At 40.4% G+C, this 20,881-nt stretch carries 13 protein-coding genes; all 13 read right to left on the bottom strand.

Annotated features, from left to right (window positions below; translation table 11 throughout):
• Nucleotides 1-60 precede the first annotated feature (60 nt).
• A complete protein-coding gene (locus ACNFU2_RS01445; protein ID WP_273647700.1) occupies nt 61-1,467 on the bottom strand; it encodes a glycoside hydrolase family 43 protein in 1,407 nt (468 codons plus the stop codon).
• A gap of 13 nt (nt 1,468-1,480) precedes the next feature.
• Nucleotides 1,481-3,499, bottom strand: a complete 2,019-nt coding sequence (locus ACNFU2_RS01440; protein WP_418123393.1) for an NPCBM/NEW2 domain-containing protein — start codon at nt 3,497-3,499, stop codon at nt 1,481-1,483.
• A gap of 95 nt (nt 3,500-3,594) precedes the next feature.
• Nucleotides 3,595-4,968: a glycoside hydrolase family 43 protein gene (locus tag ACNFU2_RS01435; RefSeq protein WP_273647697.1), complete on the bottom strand. Its 1,374-nt coding sequence runs from the start codon at nt 4,966-4,968 to the stop codon at nt 3,595-3,597.
• A 16-nt stretch (nt 4,969-4,984) separates the two neighbouring features.
• The gene (locus ACNFU2_RS01430; RefSeq protein WP_273647696.1) at nt 4,985-7,432 is read right to left on the bottom strand and encodes a TIM-barrel domain-containing protein; all 2,448 of its coding nucleotides are present in this window, start codon (nt 7,430-7,432) and stop codon (nt 4,985-4,987) included.
• Between the two features lie 49 nt (nt 7,433-7,481).
• Nucleotides 7,482-9,407: an alpha/beta hydrolase-fold protein gene (locus ACNFU2_RS01425; protein WP_418123390.1), complete on the bottom strand. Its 1,926-nt coding sequence runs from the start codon at nt 9,405-9,407 to the stop codon at nt 7,482-7,484.
• 94 nt (nt 9,408-9,501) lie between these two features.
• Nucleotides 9,502-11,109 (bottom strand): glycoside hydrolase 43 family protein, encoded by a 1,608-nt coding sequence (locus tag ACNFU2_RS01420; protein ID WP_273647694.1) that lies wholly within the window; start codon nt 11,107-11,109, stop codon nt 9,502-9,504.
• An 85-nt stretch (nt 11,110-11,194) separates the two neighbouring features.
• On the bottom strand, nt 11,195-12,913 hold the full coding sequence (locus ACNFU2_RS01415) for a glycoside hydrolase family 43 protein (RefSeq protein ID WP_273647693.1): 1,719 nt from the start codon (nt 12,911-12,913) through the stop codon (nt 11,195-11,197).
• An 11-nt stretch (nt 12,914-12,924) separates the two neighbouring features.
• Nucleotides 12,925-15,435 carry a glycosyl hydrolase family 95 catalytic domain-containing protein gene (locus tag ACNFU2_RS01410; RefSeq protein ID WP_418123387.1) on the bottom strand — a complete coding sequence of 837 codons (2,511 nt, stop codon included), beginning with the start codon at nt 15,433-15,435 and terminating at the stop codon, nt 12,925-12,927.
• A gap of 32 nt (nt 15,436-15,467) precedes the next feature.
• Complete coding sequence (locus ACNFU2_RS01405; RefSeq protein WP_418123385.1) at nt 15,468-16,742, bottom strand: MFS transporter; 1,275 nt, start codon at nt 16,740-16,742, stop codon at nt 15,468-15,470.
• A 4-nt stretch (nt 16,743-16,746) separates the two neighbouring features.
• The gene (locus ACNFU2_RS01400; protein ID WP_418123383.1) at nt 16,747-17,379 is read right to left on the bottom strand and encodes a bifunctional 4-hydroxy-2-oxoglutarate aldolase/2-dehydro-3-deoxy-phosphogluconate aldolase; all 633 of its coding nucleotides are present in this window, start codon (nt 17,377-17,379) and stop codon (nt 16,747-16,749) included.
• The gene (locus tag ACNFU2_RS01395) at nt 17,376-18,371 is read right to left on the bottom strand and encodes a sugar kinase (RefSeq protein ID WP_418123382.1); all 996 of its coding nucleotides are present in this window, start codon (nt 18,369-18,371) and stop codon (nt 17,376-17,378) included. Before ACNFU2_RS01395 ends, ACNFU2_RS01400 begins: the two co-directional genes overlap by 4 nt.
• A gap of 4 nt (nt 18,372-18,375) precedes the next feature.
• On the bottom strand, nt 18,376-19,794 hold the full coding sequence (gene uxaC, locus ACNFU2_RS01390) for a glucuronate isomerase (protein ID WP_418123380.1): 1,419 nt from the start codon (nt 19,792-19,794) through the stop codon (nt 18,376-18,378).
• Nucleotides 19,795-20,040: 246 nt separating this feature from the next.
• Complete coding sequence (locus ACNFU2_RS01385) at nt 20,041-20,856, bottom strand: SDR family oxidoreductase (protein ID WP_273647687.1); 816 nt, start codon at nt 20,854-20,856, stop codon at nt 20,041-20,043.
• Nucleotides 20,857-20,881: the final 25 nt, after the last annotated feature.

The following is a 20,881-nucleotide window of genomic DNA, read 5'->3' as shown; positions in this document are numbered from 1 at the left end:
CCACCCCGTCAAAAAATCTTCGATTTTTTGACACCCCTCCAAAGGAGGGAAATTTTTATCTTATTTTTTCTGAAAGCTCCAGTAATCGAAATTAAATAACTTTCTTCCTGCCGTAATATTTTTCCCCTGGAACACAAAGTATACATCATGAACACCGGAAACAGATTCTGAAATTTTTGAGGTCAGGGTTTTGAACTCTTCCCAGCCACCGGTTCTCGGAATTTCAATCTCGGCTATTTTTGGCCCTTTAACATCATCCAGATGAACTTCCAGAATTCCGCCATCAATTCCTGCGGCAACGGAAGCTGAAAATCCTGAAGTTCCCTTTTCAAAATCTACCGAACGGACCCTGATATACCCTCCTGCTCTGGCATCGGAGACATACACTCCGGTTTTTCTGTTTTCGGAAGTGCTGCATTTTTCCGACCATGCCATAGTTTCGGCTTCGGTTCTCTGATATGGATTTAAGGTTCCAGCCGGAGCTACACCTTCTTTGGTCATGGTGATCTTCGGAATAGTCCCGTCAGCATTATATCTGAATTCTTCTACAGCAGTTGAGCGTCCGTAGCTTCCTCCGGCCGGCAATAGTCCGGTATGGTAAAACAGGTAGGACTTTCCTTTGAAATCGATAATTCCGCCATGGTTGGTAAAGCTGTTAGTAGGCTGGTCGGTCATTATTTTCCCCTGATATTTCCACGGCCCGGTTGGCGATGGGCTGGTTGAATAAGATAAACATTCTGTTCTTCCGGTCATTCCGGCATACATCATATAATATTGATTGTTTCGCTTGTAAAGCCATGGTCCTTCTACATATACATCATCAAATTTTTCCTGCTTTTGCAGAACCTCATCACTTTTCCCGGGACGTCTCAGCCCGCCGAAAGCTTCCACCGATTGTGGAATTTCTGTGATTTTCCCCTGATAGGAAGTCATATCTTTATTGAGCTTCACATAAAATAATTTACTGTTTCCCCAATACAGATAAGCCTGTCCGTCATCATCTATAAAAACTGTCGGGTCAATATTATCCCAGGTTCCGGTTGAAATCAGAGGTTTTCCCAAAGCATCTCTGAAAGGCCCGGTAGGACTGTCAGACACCGCAACCCCAATAGCCATATTGTTGTCAACGGTCTGTACACAGATATACCAGTAGAATTTACCGTTTCTTTCAATACACTGTGCTGCCCAGGCTCTGTCCCGTGCCCAGCTGAAAGACTCTAAAGAAATAGGCGAACCATGGTCTGTATAATTGACCATATCTTCCGTGGAATACACCCGCCATTTGGTCATCGTATAAAAATCAAATCCCGGCTGATCATCCCCTGTATAAATATACATTTTCCCCTTATAGACCATGGGAGCAGGATCTGGTGTAAAATGGGTCTGAATAACCGGATTCTGCGCAGAAATACCAATCCCTGCCAACAGAAAAGAAAGTGTGATATATTTTAAGTTTCGTTGATTCATATCTTAATCTTATTTATTTGAGTGAAATGAATTTATAATAGGCAACACCATGTGCCGGAATGTCCAATGAAAGACCTTTTTTGTCCGTATTGATTTCTGCAATATCCTTCTGTCTCCAAAGGTCACGAACCGTCTGAACACCTGAAATCCCTAATTTTTTGAAATCTTTATAGGGTAGCGTCACTTTTTCTCTTCCGAAATTGGCAAAAGCCACAGCTTTGCTTCCGTCCTCCAAATCTTTGACATAAATTCTGAGCTCACCAATGGTCTGCAAACCAACACCCTGTTTTCCCAAAGTATCCTGATTGACGGCAATAACCTCATCATTCGTCAGAAGGTTTAAAGTGAAATCATCCAGTTTCTCAAGGTCACAGCCAATCAGCAACGGGGCTGAAAAAATACTCCACAGACTCATATGAAGATACTGTTCATCAGGCTTCAACCGGCTCTGATGTGGATTTCCCCAACCGACAACGCCAACAACCAGCATATCCGGATCGTTCCGGTTTCCGGGTTTCGCAAAAGGAGCTGCCTTGTCCTGAGCAAGGGCAATATTCTTTACGCTTGACCAGGTGTCTGTAATATCGTTGGTGGTACGCCAGGATTGTGCATTGACCTCATCACCCCACTTCCACACATCACCCATTCCGTATTGGCAGAGGTTATACACAATGTCTCTCGGCTGCTGCTTCAAAAGGCTTCCCATCAGTCTGAATGGTTTCACGCCTTTATCCAAATCTCCGCCTCCCTGAAAAGCAAGAGAAGGAATTTTATTTGGATCATTATCCGGCAGCCCGTCAATCACTCCACCATAACTGCACCAGTCGTATTTCAGGTAATCAACGCCCCATTTGGTATAGCTTTCAGCATCCTGTTTTTCGTAACCGTAGCTTCCGGCACATCCGCCACAGGTCCATGGACCGGGGGAAGAATAAATTCCCATTTTCAAGCCATTGTTATGCATGTAGTCTGCAAGGCCTTTCATATCAGGAAATTTGGAATTGGTCAGGATATAACCGTTTTCATCACGCATTTTTCCCTGGAATGAAGGGTCTTTTCCATCTCTGTTATACTGCCAGGAATCATCTATATTGATATAATTCCATCCGTGATTGATTAGCCCCGACTTTATAAGGGCATCTGCTGCACGTTTCACTTTATCGGCAGAAACTTCATGTCCGAAGCAGTTCCAGCTATTCCAGCCCATTGTAGGTGTAAGGGCGATCCTGTCTCCACATTCTATTTTTAATTTTTTTGAAACTGAACCTTTCGCATTTTTAGCATTCAAAATCACTTCATAACTTCCTTTAGAATCTATTTTTCCAGTGATGATTCCGGTGTGTGAATCTATTGTTAAACCTTTCGGAAGGTTTTTCGCCGTAAAAGTCATTGGTCTGTCACCCGTTGCCGCAACCCTGAACAAAAAAGGTGAGCCAGGACGAACTCCGTAAACGCCTACTGAATTAATTTTTGGAGTTGCCGCAGGTTTTGGCGTCAAAATATAAGGTACTGATGAAATTGGGTTAAATGTTATCAATTTTGCACCGCCTGCTGTTTCAAACTTAGCATCTGCCCAATCGGCGTGATCATAATAAGGTCCGTTTCCGCCGTCTGTTACGACTAATTCTAATTGTTTTACACCTTCCAGCGAAACGGAAACAGGCTTTGCTTTATCGCCTAATTTCATGACCCCGCTAGACCAAAGTTTTTTGTTGTCGCCATAAATTTCAAATTCGGCAGCGGGATTTTGACCTTTGATTTCATCATCCATTCCCACCATTGCGGTAAAGATTTTTGCTTTGCCATTTAAATTAATCAACAAAGAACTTTCAGCGTGAGTTCCGAAACCTCTTTTGAAAACTTCGCCGGCAATGGTTATAGGTTTTCCGTCCACTGAAGTATTGATGCCGGGTTTTCCGTGTCCCTGTGTTACAACGCTCAAATCCAACTGGTCTAACCAAACGGTTGACTGCGCATTTAAACAGTATCCGGCAATTAAAAAACTGAAAATAAAGAGTTTAAATCTGAACATTTTTTAAATTGTAACTGATATATTAATTATAACTCATAACAAATGACTTAAGTTTTGGCTAAAGCCCATTCCTATTGATATTCCTGAATTCAGCTTTAATTTTCATTAAATTTCCACCAATCGAAATAGAAAAGGTCTTTTTCTCCCTTAAAAACAAAATATAAATCGTGGATTCCTCTTACACTTTTCAGAGGTGTATTAATGGTTTTATATAAGTCGCCCTCACCTTTTCCTGTAACGTTAACAACGCCAAGCATAGGCCCATTAAGAGCATCTGAACGTACTTCTATTTTTCCTCCATAGAGAGAAGCAACATTCACATCTAAAGATTTTACGCCTTTGGAAAAATCTACTCCCTGGATTTTAATATAATCACCATTGTTAATTGAGGTAACGATGATACGGTCTGTGATTTTTTTACCTCTGTTATAGGGTTGATTGCGTTCCCATTCTGTGACCATTTCTGTTTTCAGGCCTTCGCTGTAAGCCATAGTTTCTGCTTCAACTTTTTTATAAGGATTCAGAGTACCCACTCTTTTTGCGCCATCCGCAGTCCAGAAAGGAAGCTTCTGAATAGTTCCATCTGCATTGTAGGTAATTTCTGTGACACTGACAGACCGGCGTTCGTAATGCTTGCTCATGGTCTGCATCCTAAGCATATGGTTGAATCCGAAAACATAAGATCTGCCTTTGAAATCTATAATACCGGGATGATTTCCGCTGGATCTCTGGTCACCATCCATGATCACACCTCCATAATTCCAAGGTCCTGTAGGTGATTTTGCCATGGCATAACCAATCCCTTCCGGGCAACATTTTGATGCGTAAGCCATATAATAATGGTTATTTTTTTTCCAAACCCAAGGTCCTTCCTGATACTTGAAAGGATCTGGCTGGTCTTTCACCTTCGCAAACGAAGGGTCTTTGGTGATTGGTCCGGCAAGAGATATCATATCTTCATTCAGTTTAGCATACCAAAGATTGGGATTTCCCCAGTACAGATAAGCCTGCCCGTCGTCGTCAATTAAAACTGTGGGATCGATGTCATCCAGAGAATTTTTGATCAAAGGCTTACCAATAGGATCGGTGAAAGGACCATACGGACTGTCCGCCACTAAAACACCAATCCCCATATTGTTCGGCATTGGACAATACATATAGAATTTACCATTTCTTTCGACAACCTGTGGTGCCCAGGCACCGTTGTCGGTATTTACCCATTTAAAATCTTTGAGCGAAGCCACTACACCGTGATCTGTCCAATTGACCATATCTGTGGAAGTGTAGAGCAACCAGTCTTTCATTTTGAATCCGAAAGCATCGTCCTCATCATGGCTCGTATAAAGATAAACCGTATCCTTATAAACCATTGGTGCCGGGTCGGCAGTATACTTGGTTTGGATAATCGGATTTTGAGCGAAGGAAATCTGAAAAAACCCTAAAATCATTATTAAAATTAAAAACTTCATAATCAATACTTTAATATTATTTCAAACTTACATTTATCTTTTTCCCAGCATAATTCACCGATTTCTGCTGGCCATCAGGAAGAATCAGGTTAAAACTCCTTGTCTCAATCATTCCTTTGTATTTACCTTTCCGCTCACCTATCGTGAGTATTTTTGATTTTTCGTTCCAGTGAAAAGGTATTTCTGTATAGGCACCTTTTTCATAATTATAATTATCGAATTCATCTTCATATAAGATAAAATCTGCATCTGCTCCCGGATAGATTTTTACCGTAAGATTATCCCATTTTTTCTCAGTGGCATATTGTACATCTGGCCCCAACGGAATGATACTTCCTGCTTTTACATACAAAGGAATCGTCTGAAGATTAACAGATTTCTGAATTTCTTTCCCTCCACTGTATTTTTCATTGGTCCAGAAGTCAAACCAATCTGTTCCTTCCGGTAGATAAACTTTAACGGTTTTATTTTGGCTAAAATCTATGTTGGTAACTGAATTATCCTTATTGCTGTCGGTTTTATTCCAACCTTCATTTTCGTCAGTTTTAACTGCTTTTTCAGGGGTATATTGGGCATTGAGAACCGGTGCCACCAACATTGATTTTCCAAAAAGATATTCGTTATTCATATCCCACGTTTTTCTGTCTGAAGGAAAGTCCATGGAAAGGGCTCTCATAAAGCTTGATCCGTTTTTTGAAACATCATGGGAAACAGAATAGATATACGGTAACATACTGTAACGCAGTCTGATGAATTTTTCTATCGCATCATACACAATGTCTCCTTTATTTCCAAACTGATAAATTTCCCTCGCAACATCGGTTCCATGCGAGCGCATCATTGGTGTAAAGGTTCCATACTGTAGCCACCGGACATACAGTTCCTGGAACATTGGATTTTTTGAACCTCCATTTCTTTTATACACACCAGCAAAGAAACCTCCGATATCGGAATTGAAATTCGGGTTTCCGGTAAGGCTGAAATTCAATCCTGCCGGTACCTGTTTGCGCAATGTTTCCCAGGAAGAATTGACATCGCCGGACCAGGTATTGGCCGCATATCTCTGCTGGCCTGCAAACGCTGATCTTGTTAAAATAAAAACCCTTTTATCACTGGTGGTTTCACGCTGATGGTCGTAAACACCACCTACTGTCATCAGCGGATATGCGTTTCTTACTTTTCTGAATGAGCCAAGGTAGGTTTTAGTATCCAGGTCTTCCGCTTTTTGGCTGAGATGATCAGGTTCTGTTGAGTCCATCCACCAGGAATCCACTCCCAGGCTGAAAATACCTTTGTTAAGGTATTTCCAGTATATATTTCTGGCTTCAGGGTTGTACGCATCATAAACACGGACACCGGAAGGATAATTCATATCCGGAGGCCAGACATCACGGCCTGATTCAGGCCATGTACTGATGTTGAAAAGCATTCCCTTTGAATCCATTTCATGGTATTGCCTGGTCATTGGCCCGAATGACGACCAGATGGAAACCGAAAGATGGGCATTCATATCATGGATATCCTGTATCATTTTTTTAGCATCCGGAAAATCGGGACTGATAAAGTCCATGGCGTTCCACTGATAATTGTTTCCCCAGTATTGCCAATCCTGTATGATTCCGTCTAAAGGGACTTTCAGATCGCGGTATTTTTTAACCACATCTGTCAGTTCATCCTGGCTTTTGTAACGTTCTTTGCTTTGCCAGTAGCCATATGTCCATAAAGGAAGCATGGGTACATTTCCTGTAAGGTCACGCATTCCGGCAACGACTCCATCGGCATTTTTACCATAGATAAAATAATAATCTATACCATCTCCCACTTCTGATGAAAAGGATGTTTTCTGAGGCGTATCCGTAAATTGTGTTGGTGAATAGTTATCCCAAAAAACACCATATCCTTTTACAGACTGGAAAAAAGGCACAAAATCCCAGGTATTATTCTGAATCATTTTTACATCGGTATTCCGCTGGGACATTTTTTCATTTTGCAGAATTCCCAGACCGTAAATAGGTTCGTCTTTTTCAAGCTGAAAATCCTGTCTTATAGAATAAGTCTGCGTTCCGGCATCATTGAATGGCTTGAAGTCATTTGCGGTTTCTTTCAAAAGCTCCTTTCCGGATGGTAATGTATAAGTGATCACTCCATTTTTAGTATTAATAGAAAGCAGGAGGTCATTTGTTTTTAATGAAATAACATTATTTTTTTCTGAAACTGAGAATTTGATTTTCTGCTCCTGTTTAATGACCGACAAACTATTTTTGACAAATGATTTTCCGGCGGGATATTTAATAACCCTGATCGTATTTTCTCCATAAAATTTCACTTCAACATTCATATGATCAGCAGAAAACTTCAATCCTGAATCTGTTTTCTGATAAGCCTGTGCACTGACATTTACCATTCCGGAAAACATGATGACCGTAATGATAGAAGTTTTGGTGTTTATCTTTGTAAAGCCCATTTTATTTCAGATTTGAATTACTTTTCTTTATGCCTTTGACTTAAAAACATTATTTAAAAAGTACCTGGGCAAACTGATGCAGACTATTTCTCCAAACCGGCCATGTGTGGCCTCCCGGATAATCTGTGTACGTATATTTAATTCCGGTTTTATCCAGTTCTTTCAACATTTTCTGACCGTTTTCATAAGCAATATCATCTTTTCCGCCCATTGAAATCCAGAAATTTCTGATGTTGGATGAAAAAGCAGATTTATTTTCATTTAAAAATTTGTACTGTTTATCGGCAACATCCTGAAGCATCGGTAGCATATATCCTGAACTGAAAACTCCCAAACCGGAAAACATCTCAGAGTTCTGAATTCCGGCATACAGCGTATAAATTCCACCCATGGAAAGTCCTGCCAACGCACGGTTTTCTTTACCTTTTTTTATCCTGTAATTAGATTCGGCAAACGGAATGATGGATTCTTTCAGCTCTTTTTCAAACATCTGAAGATTGCGCTCTCCAAAGTTCCGGATTCCGCCTTGTCCGATATTGGCGTCCGGCATAATGATGACCATTTTTTTTGCCTTTCCTTCTGCAATCAGATTGTCCAGAATCAGATTGGTCTTGCCCTGGTTAGCCCAGCCGCTTTCATCTTCACCGCCGCCATGTAAAATATACAGTGCAGGATAAGATTCAGCAGGATTCTGGTCGTAACCCGGTGGCGTGTAAATAAAAATTCTTCTCCAGGAATTGGTGACTTTGGAATAGAAATTTTTAATACGGATATCTCCATGAGGGACGTCTTTTAATGCATAGAAATCATCTCCTTCGAAAGGAATATCTATTCCACTGGCATACCTTCCCATTCCGTAGAATGTTTCGCTGGACGGATCTGCAACCGCAACCCCATCAATCAGCAGGGAATAATAATGGAAGCTTCCGCTTTGCGGATCAGTTGTACCTGTCCAGAAGCCATCAGCATCTTTTTTCAGATCGTATTTTTTTCCTAAATCGATCTGAACTTTCTGTGCTTCCGGTGCCTTCACTTTGAACATCACTCTTCCGTCGGGAAGGATCTGAGGATACTGGGCATTTCTTATATTGGTTGCTGCAGGAGTTCCCAAAACGGTAAATCCTTCAAACTTAGTTTTGTCAACAGGCTTAAACAACAGCTGTGAAAAAATGTATAAATCATTTTTCCAAACCTTAAAATCATGGCCGCCCGGTTCTATATAAAAGATATGAGGGATTTTATTTTTTCTCAGATAATCGCTCGTTCTTTTGCTGAAAGGCATCAGCCCGTCTGCATCACCACAGGAAATAAAGATCAGCTTCAGCTTTAACGCATCCTGTGGATTGGGTAAAAGCTTATTGGGTTCTTTTGTATTGGGTGCAGAAGAAAATGCGCCGAGCCAGGCAAACTTATCAATGTTTCCGAAAGCAAAATTCTGTGTCTGTCCGCCTCCCATTGACAATCCTGCCAAAGCACGGTTTTCACGGTCTTTTTTAACCGGATATTTTTTTTCTACAAACGGAATCAGGTCAGTCAGCAAATCTTTTTCAAAAGTTGCAAAAGCTTCCACTTTATCCTGAGCCATTATATTTCCTGTCGCCCTGTCATCCTTCATCGCACGGCCGTTGGGAAGTACAACAATCATCGGCTGCAGTTTTCCCTGTGCATACAGATTGTCCAGAATAATATTGGGTTTTCCCTGATTGAACCATTCTTTTTCATCCCCGCCAATTCCGTGAAGAAGATAAAGAACAGGATATTTTTCATTTTTTTTGAATCCCGGCGGTGTATAAATCAAAGCTCTTCTTGTTGTTCCAACGGTTTTCGATTGGTATTGAATCGTGTCAATTTTCCCGTGGGAAACAGCAGCATTTTCCACATCGAAACCCTGCGGCGCCTGCTGATCAAAAGTTTGTGCGGGAACAAACATTCCCGACAAAACAAGTCCTAAAGCCCATATAACTGATTTATTCATGATTTTTATTTGTATTTTTTACACTTATTAATTGAGATAAAAAAATAATAGCGTATATTTTATTTACTGTTTACAACAGACTTTTATCTGATTCTTATTTTCCGACTTCAGTGACTCTGAAAAAATCCACATCTACGAAGCCTCCGGTATTTTTAGTGGCATAATTGAAAACTGCGAATTTTGATCCCATAAAAAATCTACGGTAATCAAAGATCATTTTGTAATCTTTTGCCATTTCCGTCCAGTTCTTCTGATCAGTACTGTAATAAAAGTCTGCAAGATCTTTCCCGAGGTTAAAATCAGCATCGATACGAAGAAAAACTTTATCAGAATTAAGAGGAATCCGTTTTTTTTCTTCTTTTTTAACCCCTGTAATGGCTTTTGTTTTATTATCCAGGCTCACTTCGTTGGTTGAAAAAACAATGAATTTTTCTTCACCTTCCTTTACTACTGACAAAATCCCGGAATCCCCGTTGAAGGCACTGAAACCTGCTACATCTCCATCTTTCATTCCTTTAAGTTCCATTGCGACAACTGCTGAAGAAGTCGGACCCTCCATTCTCTGGGTCAAAGTGTTGGGAGCCGCGTACAGATTGTCTACCACTCTGCTGGTTTTCAGTCTCAGAAAGCCTTTTCTTTCAGATAAAGACCATGCTTCATTCACTGGATTATGATTCCATTGCCACTGGATTTTCATTGTTTTACCAGAGAACTCATCGCTTTCCACCAGATGATTTTTGGGTTTGAACGGCGGAAGCGGAACTTCTCCTTTCAAAGGAACTTTTCCGTTATCTCCCAATACCGGCCAGTCGTTTTCCCATTGAACAGGCAGAAGCAACGGAACTCGTCCCACTCCGTTTCTGTCCTGGAAAATAAGGGAATACCAGTTTCCGTTTTTATCATCTATCAAAGCGCCCTGACCTGCATAGGAAAATCCTAAAAAATTATCTTCCAGAATTACTTTTTTCTCGTAAGGACCTGTCACTTTATCTGCCCTGTAGACTACCTGGCGGCGTTTTCCGTTTCTTGGCCATGATATCATCATCATATAATATTTTCCGTTTCTTTTGATGATCTGATTACCTTCCAGAAGTCCGGTTTCCGAAGCATCTTTCTGAAATACCTCAGTTCCATCCGGATTTCCGATCACTTCTTTAAAATCAGGACTCAGTTCAAAAACTTTATTGGAAGTGAAAACATATATCCTGTCATCATCATCAAAAAACAAAGACGCATCATGAAAATGCCGTGTTCTGGTGATGAGTTTCCATTTTCCCTTTTCGGGATGATCAGTCACATAGAAATAGGATTTGAAAGGTTCATCATTCGGAGAAAACAAAACGTAATATTTCCCTTTATGGTAGCGAATTGATGAAGCCCATTGGCCTCTGCCGTAAACGGTTCCGTTCAATAAATCATATTTCGAGTTGTCGTTCAAAGTGTCAAAAACATACCCGGACATTTCCCAATGTACCAGATCTCTGGAATGCATTACCGGAGCTCCGGGCATCAGATGCATGGTGGTACTGATCAGGTAAAAATCATTTCCGTTTCTGGTAATGGATAGATCCGGTGCATCTGCCCAGATGATGGGATTGGTAAAAGTTGTACTCTGCTTTCCGGAAGAGTTTACCTGGGCTGAAAGAAGATTCAGCCCGATAAACCCCAAAAAAGAAACTATATAAGATATTTTGATTTTCAAAATGTATGTGATGTTTGGTTTTACTCTTAGTTTTTCATTTTAAAACACTTAATCTTTGTCATTAAGTATCTTTTCTAATGTCCTACTATTGCGGGATAATATCATTGGAAGAAGTACTGTACAGTCCGATAAGACTCCCCGTAAAACCTCCCGCTACATCAGTAGAAAGTATATCTCCTGAAACTTGTCCTCCCAGATTTTTGAAGTTTTTGCCATCCAAAGAATAATTGAAGCTAATTTCATCTTTTTCTCCTGTAGCCTGAAATTTGATAGTCTTTGAAAGTGAAATTTTTTCGCTTGCAATCAATTTTGATTGGCCTTTTTCTGTTCTTTCCAATACGATATAGAAATCTTTATCTTTTTTGGTAATTCCGAAAACGTAATTGAATGTTTCGCTTTGGTAGAGGGTAATTCCAGCCAATTCTTTTTCCGATTTTGGTTTATAATCCAAGGTTACGGAAGTTTCAAAATCTTCGTGCTGTAATCTGTGGAACAAAGATGAAACCGGAGCCAACGCTTTGATATTCGTTTCCATTGGGTTCACTTTTACACCATTTTTTGTTGCTGTAATGAAGTTTTCACGAGGACCACGCATCGCAATCCAACGGAAATCGAGGTTTTTATCGGTTAGTTTATCGTTGTATTTAAAGTTGCCGTTCGGGAAAAATCCGTTTTGCCCGGTTTGATTCTGAACGCCTTGTGGCATTTTCAATTTTGGTTTCATCGGAACCAGACCATTTTGGAAAACAGGATACGTTCCGCTCCAGTCTACAGGAAGAATGAAAGTTTCGCGGCCTTTGGTAACACGGTTGTTTACATTCGGACGAATTGCTAAAAATACGCCATACCATTGTCCGTTCGGACCTTCTACCAAATCTGCATGACCTGCCCAATCCACTTTTTCCTTTCTGTCTCTCGGAAAATATCTTTGCGTAAGAATCGGATTATTTTTAGCGGGAACAAATGGTCCTTTCGGAGAATCTGCCATAAAAATCACTTCGCTATGGTTGCCTCCGGTTCCGCCTTCTGCACACATCAGGTAATATTTCCCTTTGTATTTGTACAAATGCGGACCTTCAATCCAAATGGGTTTTTGAGAAAGGTCGACTCCACCGTTTACAATAATTCTGTCTGAACCTGCCACAACCTGATCTTTTTCAAGGTCGTAATCCCACATTTTAATAACACGGTGACCTTGATACTGTTCGGTTCCTTGTGGTGGCGCGTCGTTGTGAACGATGTAAGCTTTTCCGTCATCATCAAAGAAAATGGCAGGATCAATACCATCAAAATTCAGTTTCTGGACTTCGCTCCACCCTTTTGCCGGATCTTTGGTTTTTACGACCATATTTCCGATACCGCCTGCAATCTGGGTAGTGATCATATAAAATGTATCGTTGTGTTTATTGTATTTGATATCAGGCGCATAAATTCCATGAGAAACACCTCCTTTTTCCACCTTTAACTGAGAAGGTCTGTCGAGAACGTGTCCAACCTGCTTCCAATTGACCAAATCCTTGGAAGTGAAGATCGGAACACCAGGAAACATTGAGAAAGAAGAGTTTACCAGGTAATAATCATCACCTTTTTTGGTAATGCTGGGATCGGGATAACAACCCTGCAAAATCGGGGAATAGAACTCATCCTGTTTAAGAGGGTTGTCATTATATATTTTATCGTTTCCACGGTAGTTGAAGTCGGAAAAAGTCTGTGCAGAGAGGTTACTGATGGAAAGTAAAGCCGCCACTGCAATGACGTGGGTTTTATTTCTTAAAAAAACAGGATTCATTAGACTCTTTTTCATATATAGATTTTTTAGTTTTTATTGTAAATAGATTTAGTTTCGGATTGTCCTTCAGAGCTTTTATCACTCCATTTTAACGTATACACCTTCCCTGCTTCTGTCGGGAAATCATAGATAAGATCAGTTTTAATTTCAACAGGATTCAATTTTGCTTTGTCAGAAATTAGTGGTTTCGGAGTTTCCGGAATTTCAAAAAAAGAGTTCGGGTTTTTACCTTCTGCTTTTTTCAGTTTTGTATTTCCGGAGAGCTGCATTTCATTCGGAAGCCTTATTCTGCAGTTTCCTCCCAATCCTGATTTTATGGTAATTTCTTTAGCTTTATTATTTTCCCAGATAATACTGACTTCGAAACCTCCATATACTTTCAGCCCTGAAATGCTGCCGTTTTTCCACTCATCAGGAAGTGCGGGAAGGATGTCTATAAAACCATTTTGAGTCTGCAGAAGCATTTCGGTAATCCCGGAAGTGCAGCCAAAATTTCCATCAATCTGGAATGGCGGATGTGCATCGAAAAGATTCGGATATGTTCCGCCTTTGCTGCCCCAACCGTCTTTTTCCACCAGCGTTAACTGATCTTTGATTAATTTATTGGCGTGATTTCCGTCTAATAATTTAGCCCAGAGATTAACTTTCCAGCCCATTGACCAGCCTGTAGATACATCGCCACGGTGAATAAGCACAGTTCTGGAGGCGTCCAGCAATTCCGGTGTGGTAAAGGGACTGATCTGGTTGGAAGGAAATAATCCGTACAAATGGGAAACATGTCTGTGGTTGTCTTTAGGATCGTCCATGTCTTCCATCCATTCCTGCAATTGTCCGTAGCTTCCGATTTTCATCGGTGGTAATTTTGAAATAATAGTATTCCAGACCTGAATTTTATCTGAATCTGTATTGAGAATCTGTGCTGCCTTTTTTGTTTTGGTAAACAAATCGAACATCAATTGATTGTCCATTGTATTTCCCGCCGCCAGAGCACTTCCCTGGTGTCCCTGCGGAATATTTTCGGGTGACATTGACGGGCTTGCCACCAGCCAGTGATTCGCAGGCTCTTCAATCAGGAAATCTTCATAAAACTGTGCTGCAGATTTTAGAACAGGATAAATGGTTCGCAGATAGTTTTTGTCTCCGCTGTATAAATATTTTTCCCACAAATGCTGTGAAAGCCAGGCTCCGCCCATCGGCCACATTCCGGCATTGGCAAAATCCACTACCCCTGTTATTCTCCAGATATCGGTATTATGATGTGCTACCCAGCCACGGCTGTTGTACATTGTTTTTGCCGTTTCTTTTCCTGTTTCGCTCAAATCTTTTATCATCCGGATCAATGGTTCATGCATTTCAGGAAGATTAGTCTTTTCTGCCGGCCAGTAATTCATTTCCGTATTGATGTTAATCGTATACTTGCTGTCCCAGGCCGGTTTGTTGGAATTGTTCCAGATCCCCTGCAAATTGGCAGGCTGACCGCCCGGCTGAGAGGAAGAAATCAGGAGATAACGCCCGAACTGATAATATAATGAAATAAGTTCCGGATCATAGCCCGTTGCAAAATTTTTAATACGGACATCTGTAGGATTTTTTGCTGCTTCGGAAGTTCCTAAATTCAGATCTACTCTTTTGAAATAGTTCTGATAAGCATTCAGATGGTTTTGAACTAAAGTTTTGAAACTTTTATTTGCTGCTGCTTCAATATACTTTCTGGCTTTTGCAACCTCGTCTGTATTTAAATTTTTGTAGTCTGTAAAATTAGTGGCCATTGCAATAAGAATCGTAACCTCATGAGCATTGCTTACCGAAATTCCGCTCTCTGAGATCTGGGTTTTGCCACCTTTGGTCATGAGTTTTGCCAGTGCACTGAACTTCACCTGCCCCTGAATGCCGTCTAATGTGGAAGAAACCCCATCCATCTGTAAAGTAGTGGCATCAATGGCTTTGACTTCCTTTTTGAGCTCGCTGTTGAATTTTGCTGTAAAGTTTAATGCATTTTTGTGATCTGAGCTTAATTTAATGACAATCACATGATCAGGAATTGAGGCGAAAACTTCTCTTTTAAAATTAACGCCATCAGAGGTAAATGTAGTGGCTGCAATTGCTTTTTCAATGTCCAATTCTCTGTAATAATTTCTGATATCTTTAAGGTTATCCATATCCAGCGTAAAATCACCAATATTCTGGAATGCTGAGCCGTGAACTGTTTTTGCTGTTAATCCTTTATCTGCAAGGATCTGAGCTCTTTTATAGTTTCCGTTAAATAAATAATATCGGATGGAATCCAGGACTTTTGGAGCATCCGGATTATCATTTCGGGAAGGGCCTCCGGACCAGAATGTGCCTTCGTTCAGCTGAAGCTTTTCCTGATAAGGGTCTCCATAGACCATAGCTGCAATGTTTCCGTTTCCTACCGGTAGAGCTTCCACCCATTGTTTTGCGGGTTTATCATACCACAGTTTATACTTTCCTCCTTTCTGGGCAAAGGAAAATATACTGATCAGAAGACCTGTGGTTATGTAAAACCCGGATTTCATTTTTATTTTTTAAATTTCAAACTATTTTATTGTTACACTGTTTTCTTTCTGTTAATCACCGAAATGAGTCCCCATGCGGCAACATATGAAATTCCTGCAATAAAGAAAATAATATTGTAACCGCCATTGACGTTTCCTGCCTTTTTGAAGGTGTCTAAAACGATCCCGATGAACAAAGGAAAAATAATTCCTGCCGCTGAACCGAGCATTCCGCCAAAACCAATGACAGAACTGACGTAGCTGTTAGGCAACTGATCTCCAACCGTGGTCATAAGATTGGCTCCCCAACCCTGGTGTGCGGCTGTTGCAAAGGCAATAATGATCGTAATCATCCACATATTATCTACATATTTTGAAAACATTACCGGAACCACCATCAATGCAAACAATAACATCGTAATGCTTCTGGCTCTTCCGATGGCCCAGCCTTTTTTGATCAGAAATGATGAAAGATAGCCTCCGCCAATACTTCCAATCGTGGTTCCGCTATAAATAATAATCAATGGAAGGGATGGTTTTGTTAAATCCATTTTGAATACATCCGAAAAATAAGCCGGCAGCCAGAACATGAAAAAATACCAGATAGGATCGGTTAACATTTTACCGATGGCAAACGACCATGTTACTTTATATTTCAGTAATTCCGATAAAGGAATTTTCGTTTTCTCTTCAGTTTTTTCAGCCTGATCGCTTTTTATATACTGCAGTTCTTCCTTGCTGATATTTTTGGCTTTTTCCGGAACGGCATAAAATTTCCACCAAAGGACAATCCAAACCATACCCAAAGCGCCAATCCATACAAAAGTCTGTCTCCAGCCGTAATGCCCGAGAATGAACGGAACCAATAGCGGCCCTAAAATAGCTCCCACCGTCGCTCCTGAGTTAAAAATTCCCGTTGCCAGTGCTCTTTCTTTTTTGGGAAACCATTCAGCCACTGATTTGATGGCGGCAGGAAAGTTTCCTGCTTCACTGATTCCCAACGTGCTTCTCGCAATGATAAACCCGATGGTATTTTTGACAAAGCCATGTCCTATAGAGGCAAGGCTCCATACAATCAGGGAAATGGCATACCCGATTTTGGTTCCTACCCTGTCTATGAACCTTCCCATGGCCATATAACCTATAGCATAAGTCGTGGTAAAAGCCATGACGATATAACTGTAATCTTTTTCATCCCAGCTGAATTCTTTTTCCAGCACAGGTTTCAGCAAGCCCATTACCTGACGGTCAAGATAATTGATCGTAGTGGCGAGAAAGACAAGAGACAGCATCCACCATCTTATATTGCGGTTTTGAGGAGCCTGCATTGAGTTATTGATTAAGTTGTTGTAATAATTCTTTTGTTTTCAGCGTAAGTTCTTCTTCATTAACATCTTTTCCGATGAGAGAGCTTCCCAACCCTGCTGCTATGGCACCTCCATTGAACCATTCTCTGATATCTTCAGTTTCAGCATGGATTCCTCCGGTGGGCATGAAATTCATTCCCGGAAAAACAGGCTGTACCGATTTGATGTAGTTCTTTCCTAAGGCATCAGCCGGAAATATTTTAACCAGTGTTAACCCATTCTGATGCGCGATATTGATATCGGAAGGGGTAAAGCAGCCCGGAATCAGAAGGATATTTTTTTCGAGAGCATGTTTCACCAATGCCTCATTGATAATAGGTGTAATGATGAAATCTGCTTTTGCATGAGCATAATCATCCATTTCCTGTATGTTTTTTACCGTCCCGATTCCTAGCAGAAGTCCAGGAAATTCTGTATGGGAAACTTCTTTCAGTCTGGTAAAATTTTCCAGTGCCTGATGGCCGCGGTTGGTATATTCTATCACACGGATTCCTGCTTCGTATAAAGCTTTTATGATATTTTTTGAGACTTCAAACGATTCGTTATAAAACAACGGAACGATTTTCTGGTCTTTTATTTTTTGTACTATTTCACTCATAATGTTTCGATATTAATGCTTTCATCAATGGTATCTCCTTTTACGAAAAGCTTTTTAAAAGCAACTTTTGTCGCATCTTCCAGGATCTGCTGATCAGGATTTCCTTTTAAAATTCCATGAATTAGGGCGGCCATAAAAGAATCACCGCTTCCTACTCTTTCTTTAATGGTATCTGAGTTATATTTTTTCGAAATCAAAAGCTCATCAGTAAATAAGGTGGCAAAGTAATTCACCTGTTCTCCGTTTGTAAAACGGAAGGTATTCGCAATTTTTTCCACCTCAGGGAATTGTCTTCTGATTTCCAATGCTGTTTTTTCGGCCTGTTTAAGAAGGTTTTCATCATCGAAGTTTCCGTTAAGCTCATATTCAACAGGAATATTGAGAAACTGCTCCACAGACCAGATATTTCCCATAAGAACATTCACAAAAGGCATCAGCTCTTTAATTTTGTGAGGATTCTGGTTTTGCCAAAGCAACGCCCTGTAATTCAGGTCAAGAGAAACCGTAATATTTCTTGTTCTGGCTTCCTTCATGATTTGCAGACATTTGTGGAATGCCTGGTCACTCAAAGCCGGTGTGATGGTACTGATATGCAGCCATTTTACCTCTGAAAATATCCCATCATCACTGAAAGTTTCAAAATCCGACTGGGTAAAAACAGACGGAAAGCGATCGTACACCACTGAAGCATTCTGCATATCGCCATCGGAAGAAAGATAAAATGTTCCTATTCTTCCCTTGTTCTTTTCTGCAAGGACTTCTATTCCTTTACTGTTAAGCTGAGATTCCAGCTGGTTTGCTACAAAATTCTCCGGTAATGCTGATAACAGTTTCACAGAATTCTTCCATTGGGAAAGTGCAGCTGCTACATTGTATTCAGCTCCGCCTATATACATCTTCAGAGATTGCTCATTCAGCCAGTTTCCTTCGGAATCCGGGGCAAAGTGGAGAAGTAGTTCCCCGAAACATAATATTTTCGATGAATCCTGCATGCTTTTATATTTCAAAATAATTTTTTGTATTGTGATAACAGATATCCTGAATGATCTTTCCTACCCATTTTTCGTCATCGGGAAGAAGACCTCTTTCCATTTCACTTCCGAACATATTGCATAAAAGCCTCCTGAAATAATCGTGTCTTGAGAATGATAAAAGGCTTCGGGAATCGGTCAGCATGCCGACAAAAGTGCTGATAAGACCGATATTGGAAAGCGTATTCATCTGCTTGGTCATCCCGTCAAGCTGATCAAGAAACCACCAGGCTGCTCCAAACTGTACTTTGGATTTGATGCCTCCTTCATTGAAATTTCCGGCAAGAGTAGCCAGAACTTCATTAAATGCCGGATTCAGATTGTAAATAATGGTTTTGGCCAGTTTTCCTTCTGAATTCAATGCATCAAGCAAAACGCTCAATCGCTGTGCGTAATATGGTTCTCCAATGGCATCATATCCTGCATTGGCACCCATTTTTTTAAACATTTCTGAATTGTTGTTTCGGGTTGCTCCTACATGAAACTGCTGTACCCAGCCTTTTTCTGCATACATTTTGCAAAGCTCTTTCAGCATATAGCCGCATAATGCATCCGGATCGGAAAATGTTGAGAGATTGCCCTTTAGAAATTCGGAAAACTCTTTTTCAAGGCTATGATTCCATTTTGTAGTATCCGGGAAATATTCAAAGCCGTGATCAGCTACTTTTGCTCCTGCTTCCACAAAATAATTGATTCTGGACTGAAGTGCATTCAACAGATCAGAGACTGATGCGATGGAAAAACCACAGACTTTTTCAAGCTTTTTAATTCCTGAAAGATATTGTTCCGGATTGATTATATTGATATAGGTATCAGGACGGAAAGCCGGAAGAACAGCTGTTTTAAACCCACTGTTTTTTAATGCTTTATGATGAACCAGATCATCAGCAGGATCATCTGTAGTACATAAGGCTTCTACTTTAAAATTTTCAATAATGGATTGTGGCAAAAAACCAGGTGTCTGCAAACTTTCATTCATCTGATGATACACTGCATCTGCATTATTGGATGATAAATATTCGCTGATTCCAAAAGGATTTTTGAGTTCCAGATGGGTCCAGTGAAATAACGGATTACGAAGGGTATAAGGTACTACCTCTGCCCATTTCCTGAATTTTTCCTGATCTGAAGCATTTCCGGAAATAAGCTGTTCATCAGTACCAAAGTTTCTCATGGCTCTCCATTTGTAATGGTCACCATCCAGCCATATAGCGGTTGAAGAACGGAAATTCTGATTGGCAGCAATAACGTCCGGCTCAAGATGATTGTGATAATCGATCACCGGCATGTCTTTAGCATAACCGAAATACAAATTTTCTGCCTTTGCTGATTCAAGCAAAAACAATTCTCCGAAAACGTCTTTATTTTTAATGGAATTACTCATGATTTATTTTTACAACCCTGAATTTTAATTAACTTGTTTAAACTCTGCAAAACCACAAAAGTCACAAAAGCCTTATTTTAAAACGCTTTAGCTCACTTAAGAAAGTTTAAAATAATTCTGCAGAAAAGTTCACATAAGATGAAAATCAAAGATTTTCACAACACTTAGGTGTCTACTTTTTAAAAACAGGACCTTGAATGAAACCATTAAGGTCCTGTTTACTGTATATGAAAAAATTAGTTTTTTTTATACTCCACTGAATGCGCTGAAGCCTCCATCAACAGGAATCAATGCTCCCGTGATAAAACTTGCGGCATCGGAACATAGAAACTGTACAACCCCGTTCAGTTCTTCTACTTCTCCAAATCTCTGCATCGGTGTTTTGGCCATTACTTTTTTACTTCTCTCCGTTAAGCTTCCATCAGGATTCAGAAGAATTGCACGGTTCTGATCTCCAATGAAAAATCCTGGTGCCACGGCATTCACACGTATCTTATCTCCGAATTTTAATGCAAGGTCAGAGGCCAGCCATTGGGTAAAATTGGTAATTGCTGATTTGGCTGCAGAATATCCGGCTACTCTTGTAATCGCTGAATAGGCAGCCATGGAAGAAATATTGATAATGTTTCCGCTCCCCTGTTCAGCCATTGCTTTTCCGAAAACATAGCTCGGGTAAACGGTTCCGTTGATATTAAGATCGGTAACCTCTGCCCATCCTTTCATATCCATATCGAAAAATGACTGTTCGGGAGATAAGGTCGCTGACGGGATATTTCCACCGGCTATATTGAGCAGAACATCAATGCTGCCATATTTTTCTTTTATTTTCTCTGCGGCAGCTTCAAGGCTTTTAATATCCATCACATTGGCTTCTACAGCGAATGCATCTCCTCCCAGGTCTGTAAGTTCTTTTACCCGGGCATCCAGTGTTTCCTGGTTTCTCCCCAGTGCAACAACTTTAGCACCGGCCTCTATAAAGCTTTTGGCAAGACTGCCTCCCAAAACACCTGAAGCCCCTGTGATGACTGCTACTTTGTTTTTAATACTAAACAGGTCTTTCATTTTACTTTTTATTATTTATTACAAA

Source organism: Chryseobacterium sp. PTM-20240506, from assembly GCF_048296755.1.
Lineage (GTDB): Bacteria > Bacteroidota > Bacteroidia > Flavobacteriales > Weeksellaceae > Chryseobacterium > Chryseobacterium proteolyticum.
This window is presented reverse-complemented; position numbering and strand designations above follow the sequence as displayed.